We start from the raw sequence: 24,669 nt of genomic DNA, 5'->3' as shown, positions 1-24,669 counted from the left end.
GCGCCTGAGGCGTCCGGGACGGAGACTAGACCCGGCGGCGCGTCCATGTCTAGCCCCCTTGGTGCGTAGCATCGTGGACGTGTCCGACGACCAGCCCTCCACCCACCAGACCGACGCTGCCGCGACCGCCGAGCGGCCCGCCGCAGCGCCCGACGCGCCGCTGACGCTGCTTCTGGTGCGGCACGGCCGCACCCGCTACAACGCCGAGCACCGGATCCAGGGCTGGTGCGACTCGGAGCTCACCGACGACGGCTGGGCCGGCGTCCACGCGACGGCGGAGCACCTGCGGGGAGCGGGTCTCTCAGCGGCCTACGCCAGCCCGTCCGGCCGCACCGTCGCGACCGCGGAGCGCATCCTGGTTCATCACCCTGATGTGGCGCTGACCAGGCACGACGGTCTGCGCGAGTTCAGCTTCGGCGACTTCGAGGCCGTCCCGGAGCACGAGCTGTGGGGGCAGGTCGACGCCCACGCGATGTTCCGGGAGGTCTTCGAGGGGAACTTCCCGGGGCTGCCAGGCGGCGAGCCGGGGGACGTCTACCTCGAGCGCGTCACGCAGGTCTTCGCGCAGATCGAGCAGGGTCACGGCCCGGGGGAGACGGTGCTGGTGGTCAGCCACGGGGTGACCCTCATGGCCTACCTCGTGATGGCCGACGCCAGGCCCGACGCACCCCTGCTCAACGCGAGCGTCACGACGGTGCACATCCACCCGGACGGGCGCCGCGAGGTGGTCGCCGTGGGGGTGGATCCGTCCGGCGAGGCGGTCGGTGTGCCGCCGTTGCCACGGGTTGACGGCGGGTCGGAGCCGGGCGTATAACTCGGGACTGGATTGTTACTGATCTCGATCAGGCAAGACCTGGAACGTGCAGCGGCCGCCGGCCGCGCACCGTTCCGGGTCTTTTTTTGTGGGTCGGCGCCCGCCGGCCCGCTGCGCAGCCAGGGGACGAAGGAGTCGGACAGGTGTCTTTGCGACGAGTGACGATCATGGCGGCGTCGGGGCTGCACGCACGGCCCGCTTCGCTCTTCACGCAGGCGGCCGGGGGATGCGGGGTCGACGTGCTCGTCGGCCGCGAGGGCGGCCCCGCGGTGGATGCGTCGAGCATCCTCATGGTGATGAGCCTGGGCATCGGGCACGGCGACGAGGTGCTGCTCACCTCGGAGGACCCCGACGCGGATGCGGCGCTGGACCGGCTCGCGGCCATGCTGGCCACGGACCTCGACGCGCTCTGATGCCCTGACGCGCGGGGCCGGCCGGCCCCTTCCCGGCCGGGCCGGTCAGCGCGCGGGGGAGCGGCTCACCACGAGCCGCCGCCGCCCCCGCCGACCCCACCGCCGGAGAAGCCACCGCTGAACCCGGAGGATCCGCCGGACCCGGGCGTCGGCGCGGAGATGGCGGTGTCAGCCAGGTGCGTGAAGGTCGACAGGTCCTGGGCGAACAGCGCACCGCTGGCCCAGAACGGGCCGTAGCCGGGCCCGGCGAGGTACCAGGCGGGGGTGGGCAGATCCGCGCCGCGCGCCGCGAGATCGGCGAACACCCGCGCCCAGCGCTCCGTCAGGCCGAACGCGACCGCGTACGGCAGGTAGCGGCTGAAGAGGTCCTGGCCCTCCTCGAACCGCAGCTGGTCGGCCTCGGCCGTCGCCAGGTACAGCCGAAAGCCCTCGGCCTGGGCCAGCACGGCCGATCCGTCCGCCGTGCGTGCGGGGGCGCTGCCGGACATCGCGATCATGAGGATGCCCACGGCGACCACGGGCAGGCCCACGAGCCCCCACGAGGTGCGGGCGGCCAGCAGCACGGTCAGCCCGATGCCGCCGACCATGACCAGGATGCCCCAGCCCACCGCGGCGTTGCGGACCGAGCTCGGGTTGCCGCGGAACCACCCGCGCGCGGTGACGTCCTCGTACAGCTGCGACTGGACCTCGATCATCGAGGCCGCGAACGTGGTGCGCAGCTCCTCGAGCTCGACCTGCTCGCGCCCTTCGAACATGCTGCTCAGGAGCGTCTGCTCGTAGGCGAGCAGGCCGTCCGCCGGCCGCGCCGTCCGGATGAGGCGCCAGCCGACCTCGTCGAACTCGTCTCCCGGCGGGACCTGCTGGATGAGGAGGTACCCGCGCACCGCGAGGTCGACGATCGTCGCCGTCACGTCGTGCGGGTCCGCCTTCTCGTCCACGAGCGTGCCCAGCTGGCCGGCCTGGAAGCCGACCGGCGGTGTGAACTGCACCGCCACGGGGGAGCGCCGGCGGGCGCCGACGGCGGCCTGCTGGCCGGGCGCAGGGCTCAGCCCCGGCGTCAGGCCGAGGTACTGGTCGTCGCGTCCGCGGCGCCGCGCCCGCGTGACGGCGAAGGCCCCGCCGCCCAGCGCCACGAGCGCCGCGACCGCCCCGGTGCCGGGGTTGAGGCTGAAGGCGCGACCCACCGCCCAGCGCTCCTGGAGGATCGGCTCGGCCTCGAAGGTGCCCGCCGGGTAGGCCGCGACGACGGTCAGCTGCTCACCGATGTCGAGCCGGCCCTGGCGGAACACCGCGGTGTCGCCGGCCTGCGCGGCGGTGCACCGCGCGGTGCTGCTGCCGTAGCCGGCGAAGCAGTCCGCCGCCGTGGCCGGGACGGGGGCGGTGACCGTGACGCTGATCCGCTCGAGCGGGACCTCCCAGCGCGCCCCGATGACGTTGAGGTAGAGCTCGTCGTCGCTGAGCCCCGTCGTCGGGCCGAAGAAGGCGGCCGTGTTGACCCAGCCGTCGACGTCGTAGGTGATCCGGTAGGACTGCACGCCGGTGAACTCGTCGCGGTCCTCCTCCCCGATCCGGATCTCGAGCCAGCCGTCGGACTCCTCCACGTCGACCGTGTCGACGGCGCCGGTCGAGCTGGACGCCTCGATGTTCGTGTAGCGGAACACGCGGTCCTGGGTGTCGTCGAAGCGCTGCTTGACGACGTAGGTGAGGAAGGGCCCCCGGTTGGGCTCCGTGCCGAAGTCCATGTCGAGGTCGAGCACCACGTGCGCCGTGCCGTCGGCGTCGAGCTCGATGGCCATGGCGTACCGCGCGACGAGGTCCTCGGCATCCGCGGCCGCGGCACCGGCGGGCAGGACGAGGGCGAGCAGGGCGCCGACCGCCACGAGCAGCGGGCGGGCGTTCACCGTTGCTTGCGCAGGCTCATGGCCGCCTGGGCCTCGCGGTTCTCCTGCTTCTCGCGCAGGGTGTGCCGCTTGTCGTACTCCTTCTTGCCCCGCGCCAGCGCGATCTCCACCTTGGCGCGGCCGTCGACGAAGTAGAGCGACAGCGGCACGATGGTGTGCCCCTTGGCCTGCGTCTCGCGCGCCAGCTCCTCGATCTCGTGCTTGTGCAGGAGGAGCTTGCGCTTGCGCCGCGGCGCGTGGTTGGTCCAGGTGCCCTCGGTGTACTCGGGGATGTGGACGCCCTCGAGCCATGCCTCGCCGTGGTCCACGCTGCCGAACCCGTCGACCAGCGACGCGCGGCCGGCCCGCAGCGCCTTGACCTCGGTGCCGGTCAGCACGAGGCCCGCCTCGAACGTGTCGTCGATGTGGTAGTCGTGCCGCGCCTTCTTGTTGCTCGCGACGAGCTTGCGTCCCGTCTCCTTGGCCATGGGTCCAGGCTAGGCGATCGGCGGCGCGGCACCCGCAGGGTTATCCGCGGCTCACCGGGAGATGAGCGGCCACGGGTCGACCGTCGCGCCGTTGACGTACACCTCGAAGTGCAGGTGGCACGCCGCCGACGTCCCGGTGTTGCCCGAGTAGCCGAGCAGCTGGCCCTGGGAGACCTGCTGGCCCTGGCCGACCGAGAAGCTCGACATGTGGTTGTAGCTGGACATCAGCGAGCTGCCGTTCCAGTACCCGTGGTTGACCATCACCTGGTTGCCGTAGCCGGCCCGGTAGTAGGCCCACTGCACCGTGCCAGCGGCACCGGCGTAGATCGGTGTGCCGCAGTACGTGCGCAGGTCCGTCCCGGCGTGCAGGCGCCAGTAGAGCAGCACGGGGTGGAACCGGTTGCCGTAGTCCGACGTCTTGTAGATCGGGTTGACCGAGGTCGGGTTGGTGAACGGCTGCGCGGCGGTGGAGCCCACGGGGGACTGGCCCGCGGCCCGGCGGGCGGCCTCCTGCGCGGCGACGATCGCGGCGAGGTCCGCGGCCAGCGCGGCCTCCTGCGCCTCGAGCTCTGCCTCCAGCGCCAGCTGCGACTGCTTCTGCGCCTCGATGACGGCGGCCTTGTCGCGGGCCTCGGCCTCCAGGGCGTCGAGCTCCGCCTTGCGCGCGGCGGCCTGCGCGGCGGCCTCGGCGGCCTGCGCCACCTTGGCGTCGGCCTCCGCCTTGAGCGCCGTGATCTGCTCGCGCACGGCGGCCAGGCGCACCTCGCGGTTGCGGTTGACGCCGAGGATCTGGTCGAGGTCGCGCAGCGCCTGGGTCTGGGTGCGCAGCGCCATCGACGCCAGCGCGGACTGCTCGACGAACTCGTCCGTGCTGCCGGCGTCGAGCACGGCCGACAGGGACGAGGACGCCATGTCGCCCTTGTACGCGTCGCGCGCCATCTGCCCGATCGCCGCGCGGGTGACGTCCGCGCGGGCCGTGTCGGTGGCGATCTGCCCGGCGATCGTCGCCTCCTCCGCCTGCGCCGCGGCGAGGCGGTCCGCGATGATCGCGGCCTCGCGCTGGAGCTGGGCGAGGAGGCCCTCCGCGGTGGCCAGCTGCTCGGCCGCGACGGGGATCTGCGCCTGGATCCCCTGGAGCTCCGCGTAGGCCTGGACCAGTGCGGCATCGGTGTGCTCGAGCTCGGCGGCGAGCGCCTCGAGGGCGGCGTCGACGGCGGCCTGGCGTGCCTCGGTCTGGGCCCGTTGGTCGTCGAGCTCGTCCGCCGCGGCCGGCACGGAGCCGACGGCGAGCGCGAGCGTGGTGAGCAGTGCCGCGACGATCCCCGCCGCGACGGTGCGCAGGCGGGCGGTGACGGGGCGGGGGCTCGGTCGCATCACGGTCACACCTTCGTGTATCGGCTGAGCGTGACCACCGAGGAGACGGTGGCGAGGCCGATCGCGATGACCAGCAGCGCGGGGGCGATGGTCCACACCGCGTCGGTGCCGATGTACTGGACGAACCGCACGGACTGGGCGAGCCAGTCCTCGACCAGGTACTTCACGCCGAACCACAGCCCGGCCACCGACAGCGCCGCGCCGATGGTCGCCGCGATCGCGCCCTCGAGCATGAACGGCAGCTGGATGAAGAGGTTCGACGCCCCGACGAGGCGCATGATCCCCGTCTCGCGGCGGCGGCTCATCGCCGACAGCCGGATGGTGGTGGTGATGAGCAGCACGGCGGCGAGCAGCATGACGGCGGCCAGGGCTGCCGCGACGAGGCTCGCGCGGTTGAGCACGAGGATGAGCGGCTCGATGACCTCGCGCTGGTCGCGGACCTCCTCGACGCCCTGGCGGCCCGTGAACAGGTCGGAGAGCACCTGGTACTGCTCGGGGTCCACGAGGGCCACCCGGAACGAGGCCTGCAGGTCGTCCGCCGTGACGCCCTGGGCCCAGAACTCGTCGGCGAACTGCTCGGTGAACGACGCGAACGCGTCCTCCTTCGACTCGAAGAAGATCTCCTTGACGTACGGGCTCAGCTCCTCGCCCTCGAGCTCGGTGCGCAGCGCGTCGATCTGCTCGGCGGTGGCCTCGCCGCCGGCGCACGTGGGCACCTCGGAGTCGGCGGGGCACAGGAAGATCGAGACCTCGACCTTGTCGTACCAGTCGTCCTTCATCTCGTTGATCTGGAGCTGGAGCAGCCCTGCAGCGCCGACGAACGTGAGCGACACGAAGGTGACGAGGATGACGGAGATGGTCATCGAGAGGTTGCGGCGCAGGCCGACACCGATCTCGGACAGGATGAACTGCAGTCTCATGGCGCGCCCCTCAGCGGTCCGAGCCGTAGACGCCGCGCGACTGGTCGCGCACCACCTGGCCCATGTCGAGCTCGATGACGCGCTTGCGCATCTGGTCGACGATCTCGTCGTCGTGCGTGGCCATGACCACCGTGGTGCCGGTGCGGTTGATCCGGTCGAGCAGGCGCATGATGCCCACGCTCGTCGTCGGGTCGAGGTTCCCGGTGGGCTCGTCGGCGAGCAGGATGCTCGGCCGGTTGACGAAGGCGCGGGCGATCGCGACGCGCTGCTGCTCGCCGCCGGACAGCTCGTGCGGGCGGCGCTTCTCCTTGCCGCCCAGACCGACGAGCTCGAGCGTGTCGGGCACCGTCGTCATGATGTGGTGCTTGGGCTTGCCGATGACCTGCAGGGCGAAGGCGACGTTCTCGAAGACCGTCTTGTTGGGCAGCAGGCGGAAGTCCTGGAACACGGCACCCATCTGGCGGCGCAGGTGGGGCACCTTCCACGTCGACAGGGTGGACAGGTCCTTGCCCGCCACGAACACCTTGCCGGCGGACGGGCGCTCCTCGCGCAGGGCCAGGCGCAGCAGGGTCGACTTGCCCGAGCCGGACGCCCCGACGAGGAAGACGAACTCGCCGCGCTCGATCTCCAGGTCGACGGCGTCCAGCGCCGGGCGGGCGCCGCGCGCGTAGACCTTGGTGACGTTCTCGAGTCGGATCACGGTGCTGAGGACCAGTCGTCGGGGGCAGGGACGGTGGCGTGCGGGCACGCCGAGCACAGAGGTGCTCGTTCGAGGGTAGGCACGGGTCCGCGCAGGACCGGCCGGGACACGCCGCACCCGGGCTGTGCGTGCGCGGGTGAACCGGGACGAAGTCGGACAGCGTGCTGCGATCAGGCGCCCTGGCTCGTGGGCCCGGCCGGGGTCCCGGGTCGAGGGCGGCGCAGGGCGACGGCGAGGACCGCGGCGGTCGCGAGGGTGAGCACGCCGACCGGGCCGGCCGCTGCCCACACCGCCTCGCCCCCGCGCAGGGTCGTCGTCATCGGGGTCACGATGATCGGCAGGCCCGTGAGCAGCAGGAACACCAGGGCGATCGGTGACAGCGCGATGCCGTGGGGACGGCGCCGCAGCACCAGCACGCCGATCGCGAGCACCGCGGGCAGGTAGAACGCCAGGTCGAGCACGTGCACCGGGTTGGCCGGCAGGCCGAGCTCGACGGCGCCGTCGGGCAACCGACCCGCGAGCACCGCAGGGACGATGTCGGAGAGCCAGAGCAGGGTGAACAGCGCGGCGACCACGACGAGGAACACCCCGACCGTGCGCCGGGGCGGCGGGCGCAGCGCGGCGACGACGGCTGCCGGGTCGAGCGCCCTCAGCCCGCCGACGAGCGACCACAGGCTCGCACCCAGCACCGCGACCCACGCGAGCCACAGCGGGCCGACGTGGATCGCCATCGTGTAGATGACGTAGTTGTAGACGGTGAAGGAGAGCACGCCCAGCCACAGCAGGGCCGCCCGTGCGCTGCCGCGGCGGGCGAGCCAGGCGAGCGCGAGCGTCGCCGGCGCGACCAGCACCAGGTTCACCACGTCCTGCGCGACGGCCTGGTCCACGAACGACGCCGTCTCGCGGCCGTAGGTGCCCGCCACGTCGAGCAGGCCCATGGCGCTCGCCGCGGCGGCGAGGCCCGCGGCCGAAGCTGACGCCGCCAGCCACCAGCGCGCCTGCCCCGGGTCCAGGGCGGTCGTCGTCGGCGCCGCGCCGTGCAGAGTGGTGTCCGTGCAGATCAGGGGCATGGGCACAGCGTGGCGGGCCCGACGGTCGGGCGACGGGATCAAGGTCCCGTCGGGCCGCGATCAGGCGCTCTGACCCCGGCGCCAGCGGATGCCGGCCTCGATGAAGCCGTCGATGTCGCCGTCGAAGACCGCAGCGGGGTTGCCGACCTCGTGCTCGGTGCGCAGGTCCTTGACCATCTGGTACGGCTGCAGCACGTACGAGCGCATCTGGTCGCCCCAGCTCGCCTTGATGTCGCCGGCGAGCTCCTTCTGGGTGGCCTTCTCCTCGGCCTTGCGGAGCAGCAGCAGGCGCGACTGCAGCACGCGCAGGGCCGCCGCCCGGTTCTGGATCTGGGACTTCTCGTTCTGCATCGACACCACGGTGCCGGTGGGCAGGTGGGTCAGGCGCACGGCCGAGTCGGTCGTGTTGACGGACTGCCCGCCGGGGCCGGACGAGCGGAAGACGTCGACCTTGATCTCGTTCTCGGGGATGTCGATGTGGTCGGTGCCCTCGATGAGCGGGACCACCTCGACCGCGGCGAACGACGTCTGGCGCCGGCCCTGGTTGTCGAACGGCGAGATGCGCACCAGGCGGTGCGTGCCGGCCTCGACGGACAGCGTGCCGAAGGCGTACGGCGCCTTGATCTCGAAGGTCGCCGACTTCAGCCCGGCCTCCTCGGCGTAGGACGTGTCGAGCACCGACGCGGGGTAGCCGTGCCGCTCGGCCCAGCGCAGGTACATCCGCATGAGCATCTCGGCGAAGTCCGCGGCGTCCACCCCGCCGGCGCCCGCGCGGATGGTCACGACGGCGTCGCGCTCGTCGTACTCCCCGGCCAGCAGGGTGCGGACCTCGAGCGCGCCCAGATCCTTGCGCAGGCCGAGGAGCTCGGACTCGGCGTCCGCGAGGGTCTCCTCGTCGCTCTCCTCGACGGCCATCTCGACGAGGGTCTCGAGGTCGTCGAGGCGCTGCTCGAAGGACGCGAGCTTGTCGAGCTCCGACTGGGCGTGGGACAGCGCGGACGTGACAGCCTGGGCCTTGTCCGTGTCGTCCCACAGATCGGGCGCCGAGGCCTGCGCGGACAGCTCGACGACCTTCGCGCGCAGCGCGTCCGGGTTGCTCACCGCGGTGATGGTGCCCAGGGTCGAGCGCAGGGCGGAGATCTCGGCGGGGAAGTCGGTGGCGGCCACAACCGGTCAGGTTACCCGGCCCGTGCGGCGGCGGTGACGTCGAGGACGACGCCGTCCTGCCATGGTGCGGTGATCCAGCTGAGCAGGCTGGGCCGCGCCAGCGCCCGCAGGCGCACCTGCGCGGTGCGACCGTCGGGGGTACCGGCATCGACGAGGGTGAGGCGCTCGAGGCCGGCGGTGGCGGCGGCGGCGGCGAGGTAGTCCTCCGCGGCGGTGCGGACCGACGCGTCCGACAGGACGAGGAGGTCGGCGCCGCCGGGGCAGCCCGGCGCGCACGGCGGCGGGTTCGCGGTCCGGCCGAAGTAGGCGTCCTCGTCGAGCGCGTCGGCCGCCGCCAGCGCGGTGAGGTCCGCCAGGGCGAGCAGCTCCTTGCGGTCCAGGTGGATGCTGCTCGCCGAGACGACGACCGTGACCAGCAGCAGGGCCAGGACGCCGTAGGCGATGGAGAGCAGCATGACCTGGCCGTCGTCGCCGTGGAGCTCGCGTCGACGGTGCCGGGCGGGCGGTCCTGCGTCGTCGGTCCTGGCGGGGTGGGTAGGCCGGCCGGCGCTGTCGGTCGTGCTGGTGCGGGCGGTCATGGGGTACCGCCGAAGGCCTCGACGGTGCCCGTCGCGCTCGCGCTGACGGGGATCGACAGCGGCACCACGGCGGTCAGCCAGCCGGGGACGCCGGGCAGGGACACGTCGACCTCGACCGTCGCGGTGACGCTCGATCCCGGGGCGGCGCAGCCCGGCGCGCAGTCCAGGGTGACGGCCTGCGCCGAAGGATCGTCCAGGCCCTGGTCGGCCAGGGCCAGCCCGACGGCCGCCAGCGCCCTCGCCCCGGCCCGGGCCGTGGCCGCGTCGCCCGATGCCGCCCCGCCGCCCGGGTCCCGAGCCGCCTGCTCGTGCGCCGCCGTCGTGACGTAGGCGCGCACGGCCTCGCGGGCCGCGCCCTCGACGGCGAAGGCGGCCGACTGCAGCGTGCCGAGCACCAGGACGAGGTACACCACGGGCACCAGCAGCACGAGGGCCACCCCGAGGAACTCGACGACGGCGCTCCCGGCATCCGCGCGCGCTCCGCGCACCGCTCGGTCCGGGCGCCTCACGGGAGCTCCCGCAGGGCGTGCCCGTCGACGGTGAGCGACTGCGGGCCGACCAGGCCGAGCAGCGGCAGCGGCGCGGTGACCTCGACCCGCACGACGTCCAGGCCGTCGAGCACCGTGACCTCCGCCGTGACGTCCTGCGCGAAGCCGGGGGCGAGCGACAGGCCGATGAGGTCGCGGGCGCGCTGCGCGCCCTGGGCCGCGGTGCGATCGGCCAGCGCCCCGTAGCGGGCGCCCTCGGCCGCGCAGTCGACCAGGGTGGCGCGCACGTGCAGCGCGAGGGCCAGCTGGAGCACCGACGCGAAGAGCAGGGTGGTGAGCGTGCCGACGAGGACGAAGTCCACGACGGCGGATCCCGAGTCGCGCCGACGGGTGCGCGCGGGTGAGCGCCGCGGGGCGTCCTGAACGTCAGCCGCCGAACGAGGTGACACGCGCCATCGCCGACTCGAAGACGTCGGTCAGCGCGGGGCCCGCGACGGCCCACAGGGCGAGCACGAGCCCGGCCGTCATGAGGGTGACGAGCACCCAGCCGGGCACGTCCCCGCGCTCGCGGTCCTCGACGAGCAGGCGACGGATGGGGGTCACGGTGTCCTCCTGGGGTGGGGGGTCGGTGCGTGGGGGTCGGTGGGTCACAGGTCCAGCCTCAGGGCGGCGAGCCCGGGGAAGACGGCGAACACGACGGTCACGGGAAGGATGAGGAAGACGACCGGCACCATCATCGCGACCTCCTTGCGGCCGCCGGACTCCATGAGGGCGCGGCGGCTGGCCTCGCGGACGTCCTCCGCCTGCGCGCGCAGCACCTCGGCCAGCGGGGTGCCCCGCTCGACGGCCACGGCGATCGCCTCGGCGAACCGGGACAGCGCGACCACGCCGGTGCGGTCGGCGAGCCGCTCGAGGGCGACGCTCAGCGGTGTCCCGGCACGCGTGTCGGCGACCACCCGGCCCAGCTCGCCGGCCAGCTCACCGCGGGTGGTCCGGGCCACCCGCTCGAGGGCTCCGAGCGCGCCCTCGCCGGCGCCGACGGCCAGCGCGAGCAGCTCGGCCACCGTCGGCAGCTCCGCGAGCATGCGTTCCTCGCGCGTGCGCACCTGGTGGCTCAGCAGCTGGTCGCTGCTGACCAGGCCCGTCAGGGTTCCGGTGAGCACCACGACGACCCCCGCCACGGGGTGCATCCCGCGACCGGTCGCCAGCGCGAGAGCCACCCCGAGCCCGGCCGCGGTGCCGAGGGCGCCGGCGACCACCTGCTCGGCGCGCAGCTGCTCGACCGTGGTGCCGCGCCCGGCCCGGGCGAGCCGGGCCTGCAGGTCGGCTGTGGGCGAGCCGATCCGCTCGACGAGCCGCACGGCGTCGGCCATCACCGGGGCCAGCAGGCGCTCGACGGTGGGGAACGGGGTGTGGACCGCGGGCACTCGCAGGAGGCCCGAGGTGCGCACCGGTGGGCGCAGGTAGGGCGCGAGGCGGTCGTCGAGGCGGGGGCGACGCGCCGCGAGCCGCCAGACCACGAGCCACAGGCCGACACCGCCGATCGCGCCGACGAGGGCGCCCAGCCCAGCGCCGGGCAGGTCCGGGCTCACCGCAGCACCCGGACGTCCTCGGGCAGGCGCCCGATCCGCACCATGAGGTGGTAGGCGACCGCGGAGCTCGCCGCGCCGAGCCCGAGCACGGCTGCCCCCGCCGTGGTGCCGTACGCGACGGCAGCCTCGGGGCGCGTCGCCAGCAGGGCGAGCACCACCCACGGGGCGGCGACGGCCAGCCGTGCCGCGTTGACCGTCCACGACTGGCGGGCCTCGAGCTCGCCGCGCGTCCGCGCGTCCTGCCGCAGGAACGCCGACAGCGTGCGCAGCAGCCGGCCCAGGTCGGTGCCGCCGACGTCCCGCGTGACCCGCAGGGCCTCGACGATCCGGTCCGCGACCGGGTCGGCCAGGCGGGACTTGAGCGCGTCGAGGCACTCGCCGAACCGACCGGTGACGCGGTAGTCCTCGGCGAACGCCGTGAAGGCGGGCCGCAGCTCGACCGGGCCGCGCTCCCCGAGCTGGCCGATGGCCTCTGGCAGCGAGAGGCCAGCGCGGATCCCCGAGGCCAGGTGGTCGACGACCTCGGGCCATACCCCGCGCAACGCCGCGCGGCGCCGTCGGGCGCGGCCGCGGACCAGCGCCAGCGGTGCGTAGGCGGCCATGACGGCGAAGCTCGTCGCGATGGCCGGCGTGCGGGTCAGGCCGGCGGCGAGCAGCCAGGTCAGCGTGCCGGAGCCCACGCACGTCGTCAGCAGGGCGGCGGGGCTGACCCCTGGCGCCCCGGCCTGGACGAGGACGTCGGCGAGCGCATCGAGCCAGCGCGGGCGCCGGCGCGCGGCGGGCGGCTCGGAGGTGACGGCCCACAGCAGCAGGCACGTCCCGGCCCCGAGCAGCAGCCCCGTGACGACGCCCACGGCTCAGTCCCCGTCCCGCAGCAGCTCCGCGAGGTCCACGCCGATCCGCGCGAACCGCTCGGCGTGCGGCGGGAAGCCCTCGGCGCGGACCAACCGGTCGCCGCGCAGGTGGAACACGTCCGCGGTCTCGACCACGCCGCCCTCGACCCGGCCCGGCACGGCGACGACCTCGCGCGTGCGGCGGCGACCGCGGGCGTCGACGTCGAGGTGGACGACGAGGTCGATCGCGGTGGCAACGGTCGGCACGACGAAGCCTGCGGTGACGTTCTCCCCGGCGAGCAGCGGCAGAGTGCAGATCTTGGTCAGGGCCTCGCGTGCGCTGTTGGCGTGCACGGTGCACATCCCCGGCACGCCGGCGTTGAGCGCGATGAGCATGTCGAGGCTCTCAGCCTCGCGCACCTCGCCGATGATGATGCGGCTGGGCCGCATCCGCAGGGCCTCCTTGACGAGGCGCCGCAGGGTGATCTCCCCGGTGCCCTCGAGGCTGGGCTGGCGGCACTGGAGTGCGACGACGTCCCGGTGCCCGATCCGCAGCTCGAAGACCTCCTCGCAGCTGATGACGCGCTCGCGCGGCGGGATCGAGCCGGCCAACGCGTTGAGCATGGTGGTCTTGCCGCTCTGCGTCGGCCCGGACACGAGCACGTTGAGCCCGGCGGCGACCGCCGCGCCGAGGAACCGGGCGGCGGCCGGCGTGAGCGAGCCGAGTGCGACGAGGTCGGACAGGTGCGTGGCCCGCACGACGTACTTGCGGATGTTGACGGCCCATGCGTCGCGCGTGACGTCCGGGATGACGACGTGCAGGCGCTCGCCCCCGGGCAGCGCAGCGTCGACGAACGGGCTCGACAGGTCGAGGCGTCGGCCGGAGACCTTGAGCATCTGCTCGACGAGCTCGCGCACCTGGTCCCGCGTGAGGATCGTCGTGGTGAGCTCCGCCTCGCCGCGGCGGGCGACGAACACCTCGGCCGGCGAGTTGATCCAGATCTCCTCGACCTCGTCGTCGTCGAGGTACTGCTGGAGGGGGCCGAGCCCGCCGACGGCGTCCTCGACCGCACGCGTGGCGGCCGCACGGTCGACCAGCGGCGCGACGTGCCCGCGCAGGGCGCGGTCGTCGTAGTCGTCGACGGCGTCGCGGACGAGGTCGCGCAGTGCGGGGCGGTCCCGGACCGGGTCGATCCCCCGGCGCCGGACGAGCTCGCGCACCTCGTGCTCGAGCTGGTCGACGACGTCCACCGGACCCCCCATCCGTCGCGGAGGGTGCCCCCGCACGGGCCGAGCATAGGGGAGCGGATCGTCCCGGTTCAGGGGGTTGTGGACAACTCGTTCGGGTGATCTGTGCGGCGCCGGACGCGGCCGAGCCCCCGCCCGCGTGCGGTCCTGGTCGGGATCCGGGTGAGGCGCGCCCGGATCCGGACCAGGACCATGCCCTCGGGGGTCGTGGTGTCAGGCCGTCGGTGGGGTCGGGGGTGCGGGGTCGGCCGGGGCCACCGGAGCGCCCGGGGTCGCCGGCCCGGTCTGCTCGACCGGGAGCGCCGTCGTCGGACCGGTGGTGGGCGCGGGGCCCGTGAACGTCGCGTACGGGACGGGGCCGGCGCCCGGCTCGCGCGGCGGCCGGCGACGGGTCATGGTGCGGCGCACGAGCAGGACCACGGCCGCCAGCAGCGCCGCGAACGCGAGCCACGGCAGCAGCACGCCGAGCAGCGCCAGCGCCCCGCTCAGGGTCGCGACGAGCGCCTTCCATCCGGTCTCGAGCCCGGCGAGGAAGCCCGTCGGTGGCTCGTCCGGGACGGCGGCCTCGGTCCACAGGTCGAGGCGGATCGTCGACATGTCCACCCGGTCGGCGAGGTCGGCCCGCTGGGACTGCAGCGACTCGAGCTGCGACTGCCGATCGGTGAGCACCTGCTCCGCCGCCACGACGTCGGCGATGGTGCCCGCCCGGCCGAGCAGGTCCTCGAGGCGCGCGACGGAGATCTCGAGCGCCCGGATCCGGGCGTCGAGGTCGCGCGCCTGGGCGGTGACCTCGGTGCTGACCAGCGACGTGTCGACCACGGTGCCGAGGCGGCCCAGCTGCTCGAGGGTGGTGCTCACCTGGTCGGCGGGGATCCGCACCACGAGGTACGCGCTGCCGTCCACGCCCTCGCGCGCGGTCTGCTCGACGCGCTCGGAGACGTACCCGCCGACGGCCTCGACGAGCTCTGCGACGTCCTGGGCGGAGGCGACCGGGTCCTCGACCTGCAGCGAGACCGAGCCGGTGACGACCACCTGGCGGTCCTCGTCCACCACGGCCGTGTCCGCCCCGACGACGCCGACGGAGCCGTCCGACCCGACGGCGCCGCCGGCCTCGTCCGCGACGCCCTCGTCGGACGCCGGGGCCATCTCCTCGGTCTCGACCCCGGCGCTGTCGGAGGCGCCACCGCCCGAGCAGCCGGCGACGGCGAGGAGGGTGACGAGGGCCAGGGCTCGGACCAGGGTGCGCATGCTCGCCACGGTAGGCGCGGTCCGGCGCGCCCGGGGTCCGATCGGCGCATCGTGATCGTTTCGTCACTGGACCGTGGCCGTGTGACGATCAGCCCGTGACGCGTGCGGGGGAGCAGGTGATGCGGAGGAGCGGCCCGTCGGGCTTCGGCCTGAGGGACGCGGTCGCGGCCGCCGTGCTGCGCAAGGTCGCCGGGCCGGACCCGTCCGCGGCCCGGGATGCCATCCACCTGACCCCCGGCCCGCGCTGGTTCGCGCCGGACAGCGCCATCGCCCGCGTGCACGGTGACGCCTCGATGTTCACCGGCGGGGTGCGCGCGCTGCTGCTGCAGTCGCTCCACCCGCGCGCGATGGCGGCCGTCGCGGAGCACTCGGGCTACCAGAGCGACCCGTGGGGCCGGCTGCAGCGCACCGCGACCTTCCTGGCGACGACGACCTTCGGCCCGGCGGAGCAGGTGGAGCGGACGGTCCGGATCGTCCGCGCCGTGCACAAGCGCGTGCACGGCACCACGCCAGACGGCGAGGCGTACCGCGCAGACGACCCGCACCTGCTCGCCTGGGTGCACGTGGCCGAGGTGGACAGCTTCCTCGCGGCGCACCAGCGCTACGGGCGGCGGCCGCTCGACCGTGCGGGCTGCGACGAGTACGTGGCGCAGACCGCCGTCGTCGGGCACGCGCTCGGAGCGGTGGACCTGCCGACGACGGTCGACGAGCTGGGCCGGACGCTGCGGGCCTACCGGCCGGAGCTGCGCGGGACGCCGGCAGCGCGCGAGGCCGCGCGGTTCCTGCTGCTGCACGCCCCGCTGCCCGTCGTGGTGCGACCCGCCTACGGTGCGATCGCTGCGGCGGGGATCGCGATGCTCCCGGAGTTCGCGCGGGCCCCCCTCGGGCTGCCGTACCTGCCGGTGCTCGAGCGGTCGGTGGTCCGCGCGGGCGGCGTCGCGCTCACCGTGGCGATCCGCTGGGCCCTCGACGCGGCCGAGCCGGGCCGTCCCGCCCCGGACGGCGGCCCGGCGGGGCGGTCCCCGGGAGGTCACGATGTGGTCACGGGGATGCCGTCGGGGTTGACGGCGGATATGTAAGGAAGGTTCACTAACAAATGTGATGACGCGAACGGGTTGGGGGCGCGCCCTGCGGCCGACCACCAAGGTGCTCCCCGAGCACGCCCGCGCGCACCACCGCTCGATGGTCCTGCAGCACCTGTTCCACTCCGGACCCAGCTCGCGCGCCGACCTCGCTCGCTCCACCGGGTTGACCAGGGTGACCGTCTCCGACCTCGTCGGTGACCTGCTCGCCGAGGGGCTCGTCGTCGAGACCGGGGCCCGCACCGAGGGCAAGGTGGGCAAGCCCGGCACCCTGGTCGACCTGCGCCCCGACGCCTTCCAGATCGTCGCCGTCGACCTCGCGGACGACGAGCTCATGCACGGCGCCATCGTCGACGTCGCCGGCCAGCTCGTCGTGCGACGCTCGGCCCCCAGCTCCGGCCTCACGGGCCAGGCCGCCGTCGATGCGCTCATCGCCTTCTGCGCCGAGCTGGTCGCGACGGCCACGTGCCCCGTGCTCGGCGTCGGCATCGGCTCGCCCGGCGTCATCGACCCTGCCGGCCGGGTGCTCGAGGCGCCCAACCGGGGCTGGTACGACGTGCCGCTCGCCACCGTCGTGGGCGCGGCGCTCGGCCTGCCGGTGCACGTCGCCAACGACGCCAACACCGCCGCGCTCGGCGAGTTCACGTTCGGCGGTGCCGCGGGCAGCGGCCTGCTGGTCCTCACCGTCCGGCAGGGCGTCGGAGCGGGGATCGTGCTCGACGGCTCGCTGGTCCAGGGTCATGGTCACGCGGCCGGCGAGCTGGGTCACGTCACGGCCGTGGACGACCGTGACGTCGAGGGCTCGCCGTTCGGTCCGCCCTCTGCGTGCGCGTGCGGTCGCACCGGCTGCCTCGAGACGATCATGTCGGCACGCGCGCTGCGCGCCCGCATCGCCGGTCTCGACCCCCGTTCCGCCGACGCCGCGCTGGCGTCGGTCGGCCGTCGCCTGGGCATCGTCCTGGCGCCGGTCGTCAGTGCGCTGAACCTCTCCGAGGTCGTGGTCAGCGGTCCCCCCGAGCTCCTCGACGGACCCCTGCGCCTCGCGGCGCTGGCGACCCTCAAGGAGCGCACCATGCCGGCCATCAGCGGCGGCCTCGCGCTGCGGATGACCACGCTCGGCGAGGACGGGGCCCTGTCCGGGGCCGCTGTCCTCGTGCTGTCCGGTCAGCTCGGGGTCACGTGACGACCCCGAGCCGACCAGCCTGCAGGTCGGAGAACACACCCGGGACGGCGCTGTCCGGCACCGTCCCTTCCTCAGGAAGGAACTCCAACGTGAGAATGGTACGCAAGAGTGGACTCGCGCTCGGTCTGGTGGGCGTGCTCGCCCTGGCCGCGTGCTCCGGGACGACCGACGACGGTGCAGACGGCACCGAGACCTCGACCGAGGAGGGCGCCACCGAGGGTGCGGAGATCACCCTCTGGCTGGCCGGCGGCGACACCCCGCAGGCGCTGCGCGACTACCTGGTCGACACCTTCGCCGCGCAGAACGAGGGCTCGACCCTCGTCATCGAGGAGCAGTCCTGGGGCGACCTCGTCACCAAGCTGACCACCGCGCTGCCCGACGCCGAGAACACCCCCGACGTCGTCGAGCTCGGCAACACGCAGGCGCCGACGTTCACCACCATCGGAGCGTTCCGTGACGTGTCCGCGATGTACGAGGAGCTCGGTGGCGACAAGCTGCTGCCGTCCTTCGTCGAGGTCGGCTCGGTCGACGGCGCCCAGTACGCGCTGCCGTACTACTTCGGCTCGCGCTACATGTTCTACCGCAAGGACATCTGGACGGCCGCCGGCCTGGCGGTGCCCACCACGCTGACCGAGTTCTCCGACGCCGTGAAGGCGCTGCGCACGGACGAGCTGTCGGGCTTCGCGATGGGCGGCCAGGACTGGCGCAACGGCATCTCGTGGGTCTTCGCCAACGGCGGCGAGCTCGCCACGGTGGACGGCACCGAGTGGACCTCCACGCTGTCCGACCCCAAGACCATCGCGGGCCTCGAGATGTGGCAGGACGTCTACGCCGGCGCCTCGAACATCCCGACGACGGAGCGCGACGTCGCCTACTGGGACTTCCTCAACGACGCCGGTGAGGGCACCGCGCCCGACGCGGCGACGATCATGGCGCCGGGCTGGGCCCGCTGGTCCATCGGCGACCTGACGACCAACGACGAGGGCGAGGAGGTCCGGGACGGCATGGCCGACGCGGACACGTTCGGCATCTTCGCCCTGCCCGGCATGGACGGCGGCATCGCGCCCGTCTTCGCCGGCGGCTCCAACATCGCCATCTCGGCGCAGTCCCAGCACCCGGAGCTCGCCGAGAACCTCCTGCGGATCATCTTCTCGGAGGAGTACCAGATGCTGCTGGGCGAGAACGGGCTCGGCCCGGCCAACAGCGACTTCGTCTCCGCCCTGGGCGACGACGCGTTCGCGACCACGATGATCGAGACCGCTGCGGCCTCCAAGCTCACCCCGGCCGCGCCGGGCTGGGCAGCCGTCGAGGGCGCCTTCGTCTACGAGGAGCTGTTCCAGAAGATCGCCGAGGGTGGTGACGTCACGGCGCTCGCCGCCGAGTACGACGAGATGCTCACCCCGATGCTCAACGGCCAGGGCTGACCCCGGTGCTCACCGGTCCGGCCGCGCGACGGTCGGACCGGTGAGCGGGGCGCCACCCCCGCCCACCCCGCGGCCCAGCGCCGCCTCCCCGCGGACAGCGCCGCCACCGCGCGACCAGCGCCGCCCCCGCCCGCGGCCCAGGGCCGCCCTGCGGCGACGCAGCACCCCCGTACCCCGCACCCGCCGAGCCCGCGCCGCGCGCCCGGACGTGCCACCGTGGAACCAGCGAGCCCTCGACGTGCCCCGGCACGTCCTCAGCGTGGAGGACCCATGACCGCCGGCCCCGACCTCACCGTGCAGCGCACGGTCGAGGCGCCCGCCCCGCCCCCGCCCCGACGCCGTCGTGCGCCGCGCGTGCCCTACCTGCTGGTGCTGCCGGCCGTCGCCGTCATGCTCGTCGGGATGGGGTACCCCGTCTACTGGCAGGTCGTCACCTCGTTCCAGGAGTACGGGCTCGCCCAGCAGTTCGGCCAGCCGCCGACGTTCGTCGGCCTCGACAACTACGCGCGGATCTTCACGGACGACAGGCTGTGGGCCGTCGTCGCGCGCTCCATCGCGTTCTGCCTGGTCAACGCCTTCGTCACGGTGGCGATCGGGATCGGCGTCGCGCTCCTCATGAAGGCGACCGGCAAGGCCGTCAAGCTCGTGCTGCAGATCTCGATGCTGCTGGCGTGGGCCATGCCGATGGTCGCGTCGGTGACCGTGTGGAAGTGGCTCTTCGACTGGCGCACCGGGGTGATCAACTGGCTGCTGGTCCGGGCGGGGCTCACCGGGATGGACGGGCACAACTGGCTTGCCCAGCCGCTCTCCTTCTTCTTCGTCGCCACGGTGATCATCGTGTGGATGTCGGTGCCGTTCGTGGCGCTGTCGGTCTTCGCGGGGCTCACCCAGGTGCCGGACGAGGTCATCGAGGCCGCGACCATCGACGGTGCCGGGCCGGCGCAGATCTTCTGGCGGATCACCGTGCCGATGATCCGGCCGGTGCTGTCCATCGTGCTGCTGCTCCAGGTCATCTGGGACCTGCGGGTGTTCGCGCAGATCCGGCTGCTGCAGGACGCCGGCGCCCCGGTCGCCGAGACCAACCTGCTGGGCAACTTCATCTTCGAGCTCGGGGTGGGCCGCCAGGACTTCGCCGGCGCGGCCGCCGTCTCGATCTTCGTGCTCGCGCTCACCATCGCGCTGAGCTGGCCCTACGTCCGCTCGCTGCTGCAGGAGGACGCCGCATGAGCGCCGTCGGCATCGCCCCCGCCCGCTCGCTGCCGACCGGTGCGCCGTCGGTCGTGGTCCCGACCGGTCGCTGGCGCCGCAGGCTCGGCCGGGCGGCCGTGGCGGCCGTCGCCCTGCTCGTCGCGGTGGTCTGGGCCTTCCCGGTCTACTGGATGATCATCTCCTCGCTCACCCCGGACGCCCTGCTGCGGTCCCCGACCCCGTCGTTCTGGCCCGCCTCGCCGTCCCTGCGGAACTTCGAGCGCGTGGTCGAGGGCACCAGCTTCACCACGGCGCTGCGGATGAGCCTGTCGATCACGGCCGTGACGGTCGTGGCGGTGCTCGCGTTCGCGTTCCTCGCCGCGCTGGCGATCAGCCGGTTCCGGTTCCGCGGCCGCAGGTCGTTCGTGCTCGCGGTGCTGTTCATCCAGATGCTGCCGGCCGAGGGCCTGTTCATCGCGCAGTACAAGATGCTGTCCGCGGCGGGGATGCTCAACGCGGTGCTCGGCGTCGCGGTCCTCTACACCGCGGCGATCGTGCCCTTCACCGTGTGGATGCTGCGCGGGTTCGTCGCCGGCGTGCCCGCAGAGCTCGAGGAGGCCGCGATGGTCGACGGCCTGAGCCGCACCCAGGCCTTCCTGCGGATCACCTTCCCGCTCCTCGCCCCCGGCCTCATCGCCTCGGGCGTGTACGCGTTCCTGCAGGCGTGGAACGAGTTCACGGTCGCGCTCGTGGCCCTGCCGGCCGAGTCGGCGCAGACGCTGCCGCTGTGGCTGCGGTCCTTCCTCGCGGCGAGCGCCAACCGGGGCGTGGACTGGGGCGAGGTCATGGCGGCCTCCACGCTCATCGCGCTGCCGGTCATCGTGTTCTTCCTCGTGGTCCAGTCGCGGATGACGTCCGGGCTGGTCAGCGGGGCGGTGAAGGGGTGAGCGCCACAGCTGTGGAGCGGGGGCCGGAGCGGGAGCCGGGGCCGCGCGTCGGGGTCGACGTCGGCGGGACCAAGGTGCTCGCCGTGCTGCTCGACGGGGCGGACGTGCGCGCGCAGGCGCGGCTGGACTCCGTGCCCGGGCCCGACGGCGTGGTAGGTGCCGTCGCGACGGCCGTGCGCCAGGTGTGCGTGGCCGCGGGGGTGCCGCTCGCTGGGCTCGACGGCGTGGGCGTGGGCATCCCCGGTCTGGTCGACCCGTCGGCCGGGGTGGTGGCGCACGCCGTGAACCTCGGCATCGTCGAGCCGCTGCCGCTCGCCGCACGGCTGGGTGCCGACCTGGGGGTGCCGGTGGTCGTCGGGAACGACCTCAACGTCGCGGCCCTCGGCGCGGCCCGGCTGCTCGGGCTCGGCGGGGACCTCGCGCTGCTCGCGCTGGGCACGGGGCTCGCCGCGGGCCTGGTGCTCGACGGCGTGCTGCGCCGGGGCGCGTCGGGCGCGGCGGGGGAGATCGGTCACGTCACCTACCGGCCGGACGGTCCGGCGTGCAGCTGTGGCCAGCGGGGGTGCCTCGAGCTCTACGCCTCGGGCTCGGCCCTGGACGCCGCGTGGCCGTCGAGGTCGGGCCGCCCGGCACCCGTCGAGCTCTTCGCCGCCGCCGCGGCGGGTGACCCGGCGGCCGAGGCGGTCCGCGACGCGTTCGCCGACGCCGTCGCCGCGGCCGTGCTCGTGCTGGTGCTGTCGACCGACGTCGAGCACGTGGTCCTGGGCGGGGGCGTCGCGGCACTGGGAGCCGAGCTGGTGGCGGCGGTGCGCGCAGCGCTCGCGCGCCGTGCCGCCACCTCGCCGTTCCTGCGCAGCCTCGCCCTGGCGGACCGCGTCGCCGTCGTCCCTGCCGGCCTCCCGGTCGGCCCCGTCGGTGCGGCGCTCGCCGTCCGGCCCCGCACCCGCACCCCGGAGACGTCATGGAAGTCGTGATCCAGACCTCGGCGCAGCACCTGGCCACGCTCGCGGCCGACGCCGTCGCGCAGCTGCTCGCCGACCGGCCCGACGCGGTGCTGGGGCTGGCCACCGGCTCCAGCCCGCTCGCGGTGTACGACGAGCTGGCCCGCCGGCACGCCACCGAGGGGCTGTCCTTCGCCCGGGCGCAGGCTTTCACGCTCGACGAGTACGTCGGTCTTCCCGCCGACCACCCGGAGCGGTACCGGACGGTCATCGACCGCGACCTCGTCGGCCGCGTCGACTTCGTGCCGGGGGCGGTCCGGGGCCCGGACGGCCTGGCGGCCGACCTGCGCGCCGCGTGCGAGCAGTACGAGGCGGCGATCGCCGAGGCGGGCGGGGTGGACCTGCAGATCCTCGGGATCGGCACCGACGGGCACATCGCGTTCAACGAGCCGGGCTCCTCGCTCGCCTCGCGGACCCGGATCAAGACGCTCACGGCCCAGACGCGGGCGGACAACGCGCGGTTCTTCGGCGGGGACGTCGCGGCCGTGCCGCAGCACTGCCTGACCCAGGGGCTGGCGACGATCGTGGCCGCGCGGCACGTCGTGCTGCTCGCGACGGGGCGGGGCAAGGCCGAGGCCGTGCACCAGATGGTCGAGGGGCCGATCAGCGCGATGTGGCCGGCCACGGTGCTCCAGCTGCACCCGCACGTCACGGTGCTGCTCGACGAGGCGGCAGCCAGCCGGCTCCAGCTCGCGGACTACTACCGCGAGACGTACGCGGCCAAGCCCGCCTGGCAGGGCCTGTAGCCCCGCCGGAGGGGTGGTCGGGGGAGTCGCGGGGGCGTCGCCGTGGTGGCCACGGTGGCGCCGGTGGGCGTGGTGGCGCGGCAGGTGTCGGACCCCTCGACGTAGAATCGGTGACCATGAGCCAGCCGATGCCCCCCGCGCCCGACGACCCGCGCGAGCCCGGCGGCCCCGGCACCTCGACGAGCGTGCTGGAGCGCACCGAGGTGCGCGAGGAGCTCGAGCCCGGGGACCGCGAGCGGTTCGCGCACTACGTGCGCAAGGAGAAGATCCTGTCCTCCGCGCTGAGCGGCAGCCCCGTGGTCGCGCTGTGCGGCAAGGTGTGGGTGCCCGGCCGTGACCCGAACAAGTTCCCCGTGTGCCCCGTGTGCAAGGAGATCTACGAGGGACTGCGGGAGCCGCAGGACGGCGACCAGCCCGGCTCGGGCGGCCCGGGCAACGACGCCCCCGGCGGGAAGTGAGGCCGCCGTCCGGAGCCGCGCACCAGCCCGATCTCTTCGCAGCAGCAGCGCCGTCGCCGTCCGCGGCGTCGCACCTCTCGCCCGCCTTCCCCGGCCGGGCGGCCTGGGGTACTGCCGACAAGCTGCGCGCCTGGCAGGCTGCCGCGCTCGGCGCGTACGAGGCGCGGGCCCCGCGGGACTTCCTCGCGGTCGCGACGCCGGGCGCCGGCAAGACGACGTTCGCGCTGCGGGTCGCCACCGACCTGCTGGCGCACGGCGTGGTGCGCCGGGTCACGGTCGTGGCGCCCACCGAGCACCTCAAGAAGCAGTGGGCCGACGCTGCCGCCCGCGTGGGGGTGCACCTCGACCCGACGTTCCGCAACAGCCAGGGTCGGCACGGCGCGCACTTCGACGGGGTGGCGCTGACCTACGCGCAGGTCGCGATGCGCCCCGCGCTGCACGCGGCCCGCACGCAGGCCGCCCCGACGCTCGTCATCCTTGATGAGGTCCATCACGGCGGCGACGCGCTGACCTGGGGTGACGCGATCCGTGAGGCGTTCGAGGCCGCCACCCGGCGGCTGTCCCTCACGGGCACGCCGTTCCGCTCGGACACGGCGCCGATCCCCTTCGTCGCGTACCAGCGCGGGGCGGACGGCATCCGTCGCTCGTCCGCGGACTACACCTACGGCTACGGCGACGCCCTGCGCGACGGCGTCGTGCGGCCCGTCCTCTTCCTGACCTACTCGGGGCAGATGCGCTGGCGCACGCGATCGGGTGACGAGGTCAGCGCCGTGCTCGGTGCGCCGCTGACGAAGGACCTCGCGGCCCAGGCGTGGCGCACGGCACTGGACCCCGAGGGCCAGTGGATCCCCGCGGTGCTCGCCGCCGCGGACCGCCGGCTCACCGAGGTGCGGCGCACCGTGCCCGACGCCGGTGGTCTGGTCATCGCCACAGACCAGGCCGACGCGCGCGCCTACGCCGTGCACCTGCGCCGGATCACCGGGGCGGAGCCGGTCGTGGTGCTGTCGGACGACGCGGGAGCCTCGGAGCGCATCGAGGAGTACGCCGACGGCGACGCGCGGTGGATGGTCGCCGTGCGGATGGTCTCCGAGGGCGTGGACGTGCCGCGCCTGTCGGTGGGCGTCTACGCGACGTCGACCGCGACGCCGCTCTTCTTCGCCCAGGCGGTGGGCCGGTTCGTGCGCGCGCGGCGCCGCGGCGAGACCGCCTCGGTGTTCCTGCCGAGCGTGGCACCGCTGCTGGGCCTGGCCGCCGCTCTCGAGCTCGAGCGGGACCACGCCCTGGACCGGCCGATCCTCTCCGGTGAGCTGACCCTCGACGACGGGCTGCTCGCCGCGGCCGAGCGCGCCGACTCCACCCCGGACGTCGTAGGCCCCGACGGGCTGGTGGGGACCTTCCAGGCGCTCGACGCGCAGGCGACCTTCGACCGCGTCCTGTTCGACGGCGGCGAGTTCGGCACGGGTGCGGAGGTCGGCTCGGCGGAGGAGCTCGACTTCCTTGGCCTGCCGGGGCTGCTCGACGCCGACCAGGTGAGCACGCTGCTGCGTCAGCGCCAGGCCGACCAGGTCCAGGCGCGCCGGTCGGCCACGGCCGCGGCCGCGCCGGTCGTCGACCACCGGCGCCTCACCGAGCTGCGCAAGGAGCTCAACGGGCTGGTCGGCGCGTGGGCGCGGCGCAGCGGTCAGCCGCACGGCACCGTGCACTCCGAGCTGCGCCGTCGCTCTGGCGGGCCGGAGGTCGCGCTCGCCAGCGCCGAGCAGCTGGAGACCCGGGCGGCCGTGGTCCGCGACTGGTTCGTCGGCCGCCGCTGAGCGACGACCCCGGCCG

Annotated in this window: 26 protein-coding genes; 11 read left to right on the top strand and 15 right to left on the bottom strand. The window is 74.1% G+C overall.

Annotated features, from left to right (window positions below):
* Nucleotides 1-79 precede the first annotated feature (79 nt).
* Together PKY62_RS00365 and PKY62_RS00360 are read left to right on the top strand one after the other, a co-directional pair.
* A complete protein-coding gene (locus tag PKY62_RS00365; RefSeq protein WP_324533698.1) occupies nt 80-814 on the top strand; it encodes a histidine phosphatase family protein in 735 nt (244 codons plus the stop codon).
* A 143-nt stretch (nt 815-957) separates the two neighbouring features.
* On the top strand, nt 958-1,227 hold the full coding sequence (locus tag PKY62_RS00360) for an HPr family phosphocarrier protein (protein ID WP_324533696.1): 270 nt from the start codon (nt 958-960) through the stop codon (nt 1,225-1,227).
* Nucleotides 1,228-1,292: 65 nt separating this feature from the next.
* Here PKY62_RS00360 and PKY62_RS00355 read toward each other — a convergent pair whose 3' ends face one another.
* From PKY62_RS00355 to PKY62_RS00285, 15 genes are all read right to left on the bottom strand, one after another.
* Nucleotides 1,293-3,128 carry a DUF2207 domain-containing protein gene (locus PKY62_RS00355; protein ID WP_324533694.1) on the bottom strand — a complete coding sequence of 612 codons (1,836 nt, stop codon included), beginning with the start codon at nt 3,126-3,128 and terminating at the stop codon, nt 1,293-1,295.
* A complete protein-coding gene (smpB, locus tag PKY62_RS00350) occupies nt 3,125-3,595 on the bottom strand; it encodes an SsrA-binding protein SmpB (RefSeq protein ID WP_324533692.1) in 471 nt (156 codons plus the stop codon). Before smpB ends, PKY62_RS00355 begins: the two co-directional genes overlap by 4 nt.
* Nucleotides 3,596-3,646: 51 nt before the next feature.
* The gene (locus tag PKY62_RS00345) at nt 3,647-4,969 is read right to left on the bottom strand and encodes a peptidoglycan DD-metalloendopeptidase family protein (RefSeq protein ID WP_324533715.1); all 1,323 of its coding nucleotides are present in this window, start codon (nt 4,967-4,969) and stop codon (nt 3,647-3,649) included.
* A gap of 5 nt (nt 4,970-4,974) precedes the next feature.
* A complete protein-coding gene (gene ftsX / locus PKY62_RS00340; RefSeq protein WP_324533690.1) occupies nt 4,975-5,889 on the bottom strand; it encodes a permease-like cell division protein FtsX in 915 nt (304 codons plus the stop codon).
* A 10-nt stretch (nt 5,890-5,899) separates the two neighbouring features.
* Nucleotides 5,900-6,589, bottom strand: coding sequence for a cell division ATP-binding protein FtsE (ftsE, locus tag PKY62_RS00335; protein WP_324533687.1), 690 nt, complete (start codon nt 6,587-6,589; stop codon nt 5,900-5,902).
* A gap of 170 nt (nt 6,590-6,759) precedes the next feature.
* Nucleotides 6,760-7,659, bottom strand: a complete 900-nt coding sequence (locus PKY62_RS00330; RefSeq protein WP_324533685.1) for a hypothetical protein — start codon at nt 7,657-7,659, stop codon at nt 6,760-6,762.
* 60 nt (nt 7,660-7,719) lie between these two features.
* Nucleotides 7,720-8,826, bottom strand: a complete 1,107-nt coding sequence (gene prfB / locus PKY62_RS00325; RefSeq protein WP_324533683.1) for a peptide chain release factor 2 — start codon at nt 8,824-8,826, stop codon at nt 7,720-7,722.
* An 11-nt stretch (nt 8,827-8,837) separates the two neighbouring features.
* On the bottom strand, nt 8,838-9,404 hold the full coding sequence (locus PKY62_RS00320; RefSeq protein ID WP_324533681.1) for a pilus assembly protein TadG-related protein: 567 nt from the start codon (nt 9,402-9,404) through the stop codon (nt 8,838-8,840).
* Entirely contained in the window at nt 9,401-9,913 is a 513-nt protein-coding gene (locus PKY62_RS00315; RefSeq protein ID WP_324533678.1) for a pilus assembly protein, read from the bottom strand. The genes PKY62_RS00320 and PKY62_RS00315 overlap by 4 nt, the downstream gene beginning before the upstream one ends.
* Nucleotides 9,910-10,254 carry a pilus assembly protein gene (locus tag PKY62_RS00310; RefSeq protein ID WP_324533676.1) on the bottom strand — a complete coding sequence of 115 codons (345 nt, stop codon included), beginning with the start codon at nt 10,252-10,254 and terminating at the stop codon, nt 9,910-9,912. The genes PKY62_RS00315 and PKY62_RS00310 overlap by 4 nt, the downstream gene beginning before the upstream one ends.
* A gap of 64 nt (nt 10,255-10,318) precedes the next feature.
* The gene (locus PKY62_RS00305) at nt 10,319-10,495 is read right to left on the bottom strand and encodes a hypothetical protein (protein ID WP_324533674.1); all 177 of its coding nucleotides are present in this window, start codon (nt 10,493-10,495) and stop codon (nt 10,319-10,321) included.
* 44 nt (nt 10,496-10,539) lie between these two features.
* The gene (locus PKY62_RS00300) at nt 10,540-11,484 is read right to left on the bottom strand and encodes a type II secretion system F family protein (protein ID WP_324533672.1); all 945 of its coding nucleotides are present in this window, start codon (nt 11,482-11,484) and stop codon (nt 10,540-10,542) included.
* Nucleotides 11,481-12,338 carry a type II secretion system F family protein gene (locus PKY62_RS00295; RefSeq protein ID WP_324533670.1) on the bottom strand — a complete coding sequence of 286 codons (858 nt, stop codon included), beginning with the start codon at nt 12,336-12,338 and terminating at the stop codon, nt 11,481-11,483. Before PKY62_RS00295 ends, PKY62_RS00300 begins: the two co-directional genes overlap by 4 nt.
* 3 nt (nt 12,339-12,341) lie before the next feature.
* Nucleotides 12,342-13,580 (bottom strand): TadA family conjugal transfer-associated ATPase, encoded by a 1,239-nt coding sequence (locus PKY62_RS00290; protein ID WP_324533668.1) that lies wholly within the window; start codon nt 13,578-13,580, stop codon nt 12,342-12,344.
* Nucleotides 13,581-13,778: 198 nt separating this feature from the next.
* A complete protein-coding gene (locus PKY62_RS00285; RefSeq protein WP_324533666.1) occupies nt 13,779-14,813 on the bottom strand; it encodes a DUF4349 domain-containing protein in 1,035 nt (344 codons plus the stop codon).
* Between the two features lie 95 nt (nt 14,814-14,908).
* Between PKY62_RS00285 and PKY62_RS00280 the strand changes: the two genes are divergently transcribed.
* The 9 genes from PKY62_RS00280 to PKY62_RS00240 all read left to right on the top strand — a co-directional run bounded on the left by PKY62_RS00280 (nt 14,909) and on the right by PKY62_RS00240 (nt 24,653).
* Nucleotides 14,909-15,892, top strand: a complete 984-nt coding sequence (locus tag PKY62_RS00280; protein ID WP_324533664.1) for an oxygenase MpaB family protein — start codon at nt 14,909-14,911, stop codon at nt 15,890-15,892.
* A gap of 22 nt (nt 15,893-15,914) precedes the next feature.
* Nucleotides 15,915-17,078, top strand: coding sequence for an ROK family transcriptional regulator (locus PKY62_RS00275; protein WP_324533662.1), 1,164 nt, complete (start codon nt 15,915-15,917; stop codon nt 17,076-17,078).
* Between the two features lie 95 nt (nt 17,079-17,173).
* Nucleotides 17,174-18,502 (top strand): extracellular solute-binding protein, encoded by a 1,329-nt coding sequence (locus tag PKY62_RS00270; RefSeq protein ID WP_324533659.1) that lies wholly within the window; start codon nt 17,174-17,176, stop codon nt 18,500-18,502.
* Nucleotides 18,503-18,772: 270 nt separating this feature from the next.
* On the top strand, nt 18,773-19,729 hold the full coding sequence (locus PKY62_RS00265) for a carbohydrate ABC transporter permease (RefSeq protein ID WP_324533657.1): 957 nt from the start codon (nt 18,773-18,775) through the stop codon (nt 19,727-19,729).
* Nucleotides 19,726-20,637, top strand: coding sequence for a carbohydrate ABC transporter permease (locus PKY62_RS00260; protein ID WP_324533655.1), 912 nt, complete (start codon nt 19,726-19,728; stop codon nt 20,635-20,637). Before PKY62_RS00265 ends, PKY62_RS00260 begins: the two co-directional genes overlap by 4 nt.
* A complete protein-coding gene (locus PKY62_RS00255) occupies nt 20,634-21,611 on the top strand; it encodes an ROK family protein (RefSeq protein ID WP_324533653.1) in 978 nt (325 codons plus the stop codon). The genes PKY62_RS00260 and PKY62_RS00255 overlap by 4 nt, the downstream gene beginning before the upstream one ends.
* Nucleotides 21,599-22,384, top strand: a complete 786-nt coding sequence (gene nagB / locus PKY62_RS00250) for a glucosamine-6-phosphate deaminase (RefSeq protein WP_324533651.1) — start codon at nt 21,599-21,601, stop codon at nt 22,382-22,384. The genes PKY62_RS00255 and nagB overlap by 13 nt, the downstream gene beginning before the upstream one ends.
* A 116-nt stretch (nt 22,385-22,500) precedes the next feature.
* A complete protein-coding gene (locus PKY62_RS00245) occupies nt 22,501-22,842 on the top strand; it encodes a DUF3039 domain-containing protein (protein WP_324533649.1) in 342 nt (113 codons plus the stop codon).
* Nucleotides 22,839-24,653, top strand: coding sequence for a DEAD/DEAH box helicase (locus PKY62_RS00240; RefSeq protein ID WP_324533647.1), 1,815 nt, complete (start codon nt 22,839-22,841; stop codon nt 24,651-24,653). Before PKY62_RS00245 ends, PKY62_RS00240 begins: the two co-directional genes overlap by 4 nt.
* Nucleotides 24,654-24,669 lie beyond the last annotated feature (16 nt).

It is taken from the genome of Actinotalea sp., from assembly GCF_035443605.1.
Classification (GTDB): domain Bacteria; phylum Actinomycetota; class Actinomycetes; order Actinomycetales; family Cellulomonadaceae; genus Actinotalea.
Note: the sequence above shows the minus strand (reverse complement) of the source record. Positions and strands in the feature narration are given on the sequence as shown.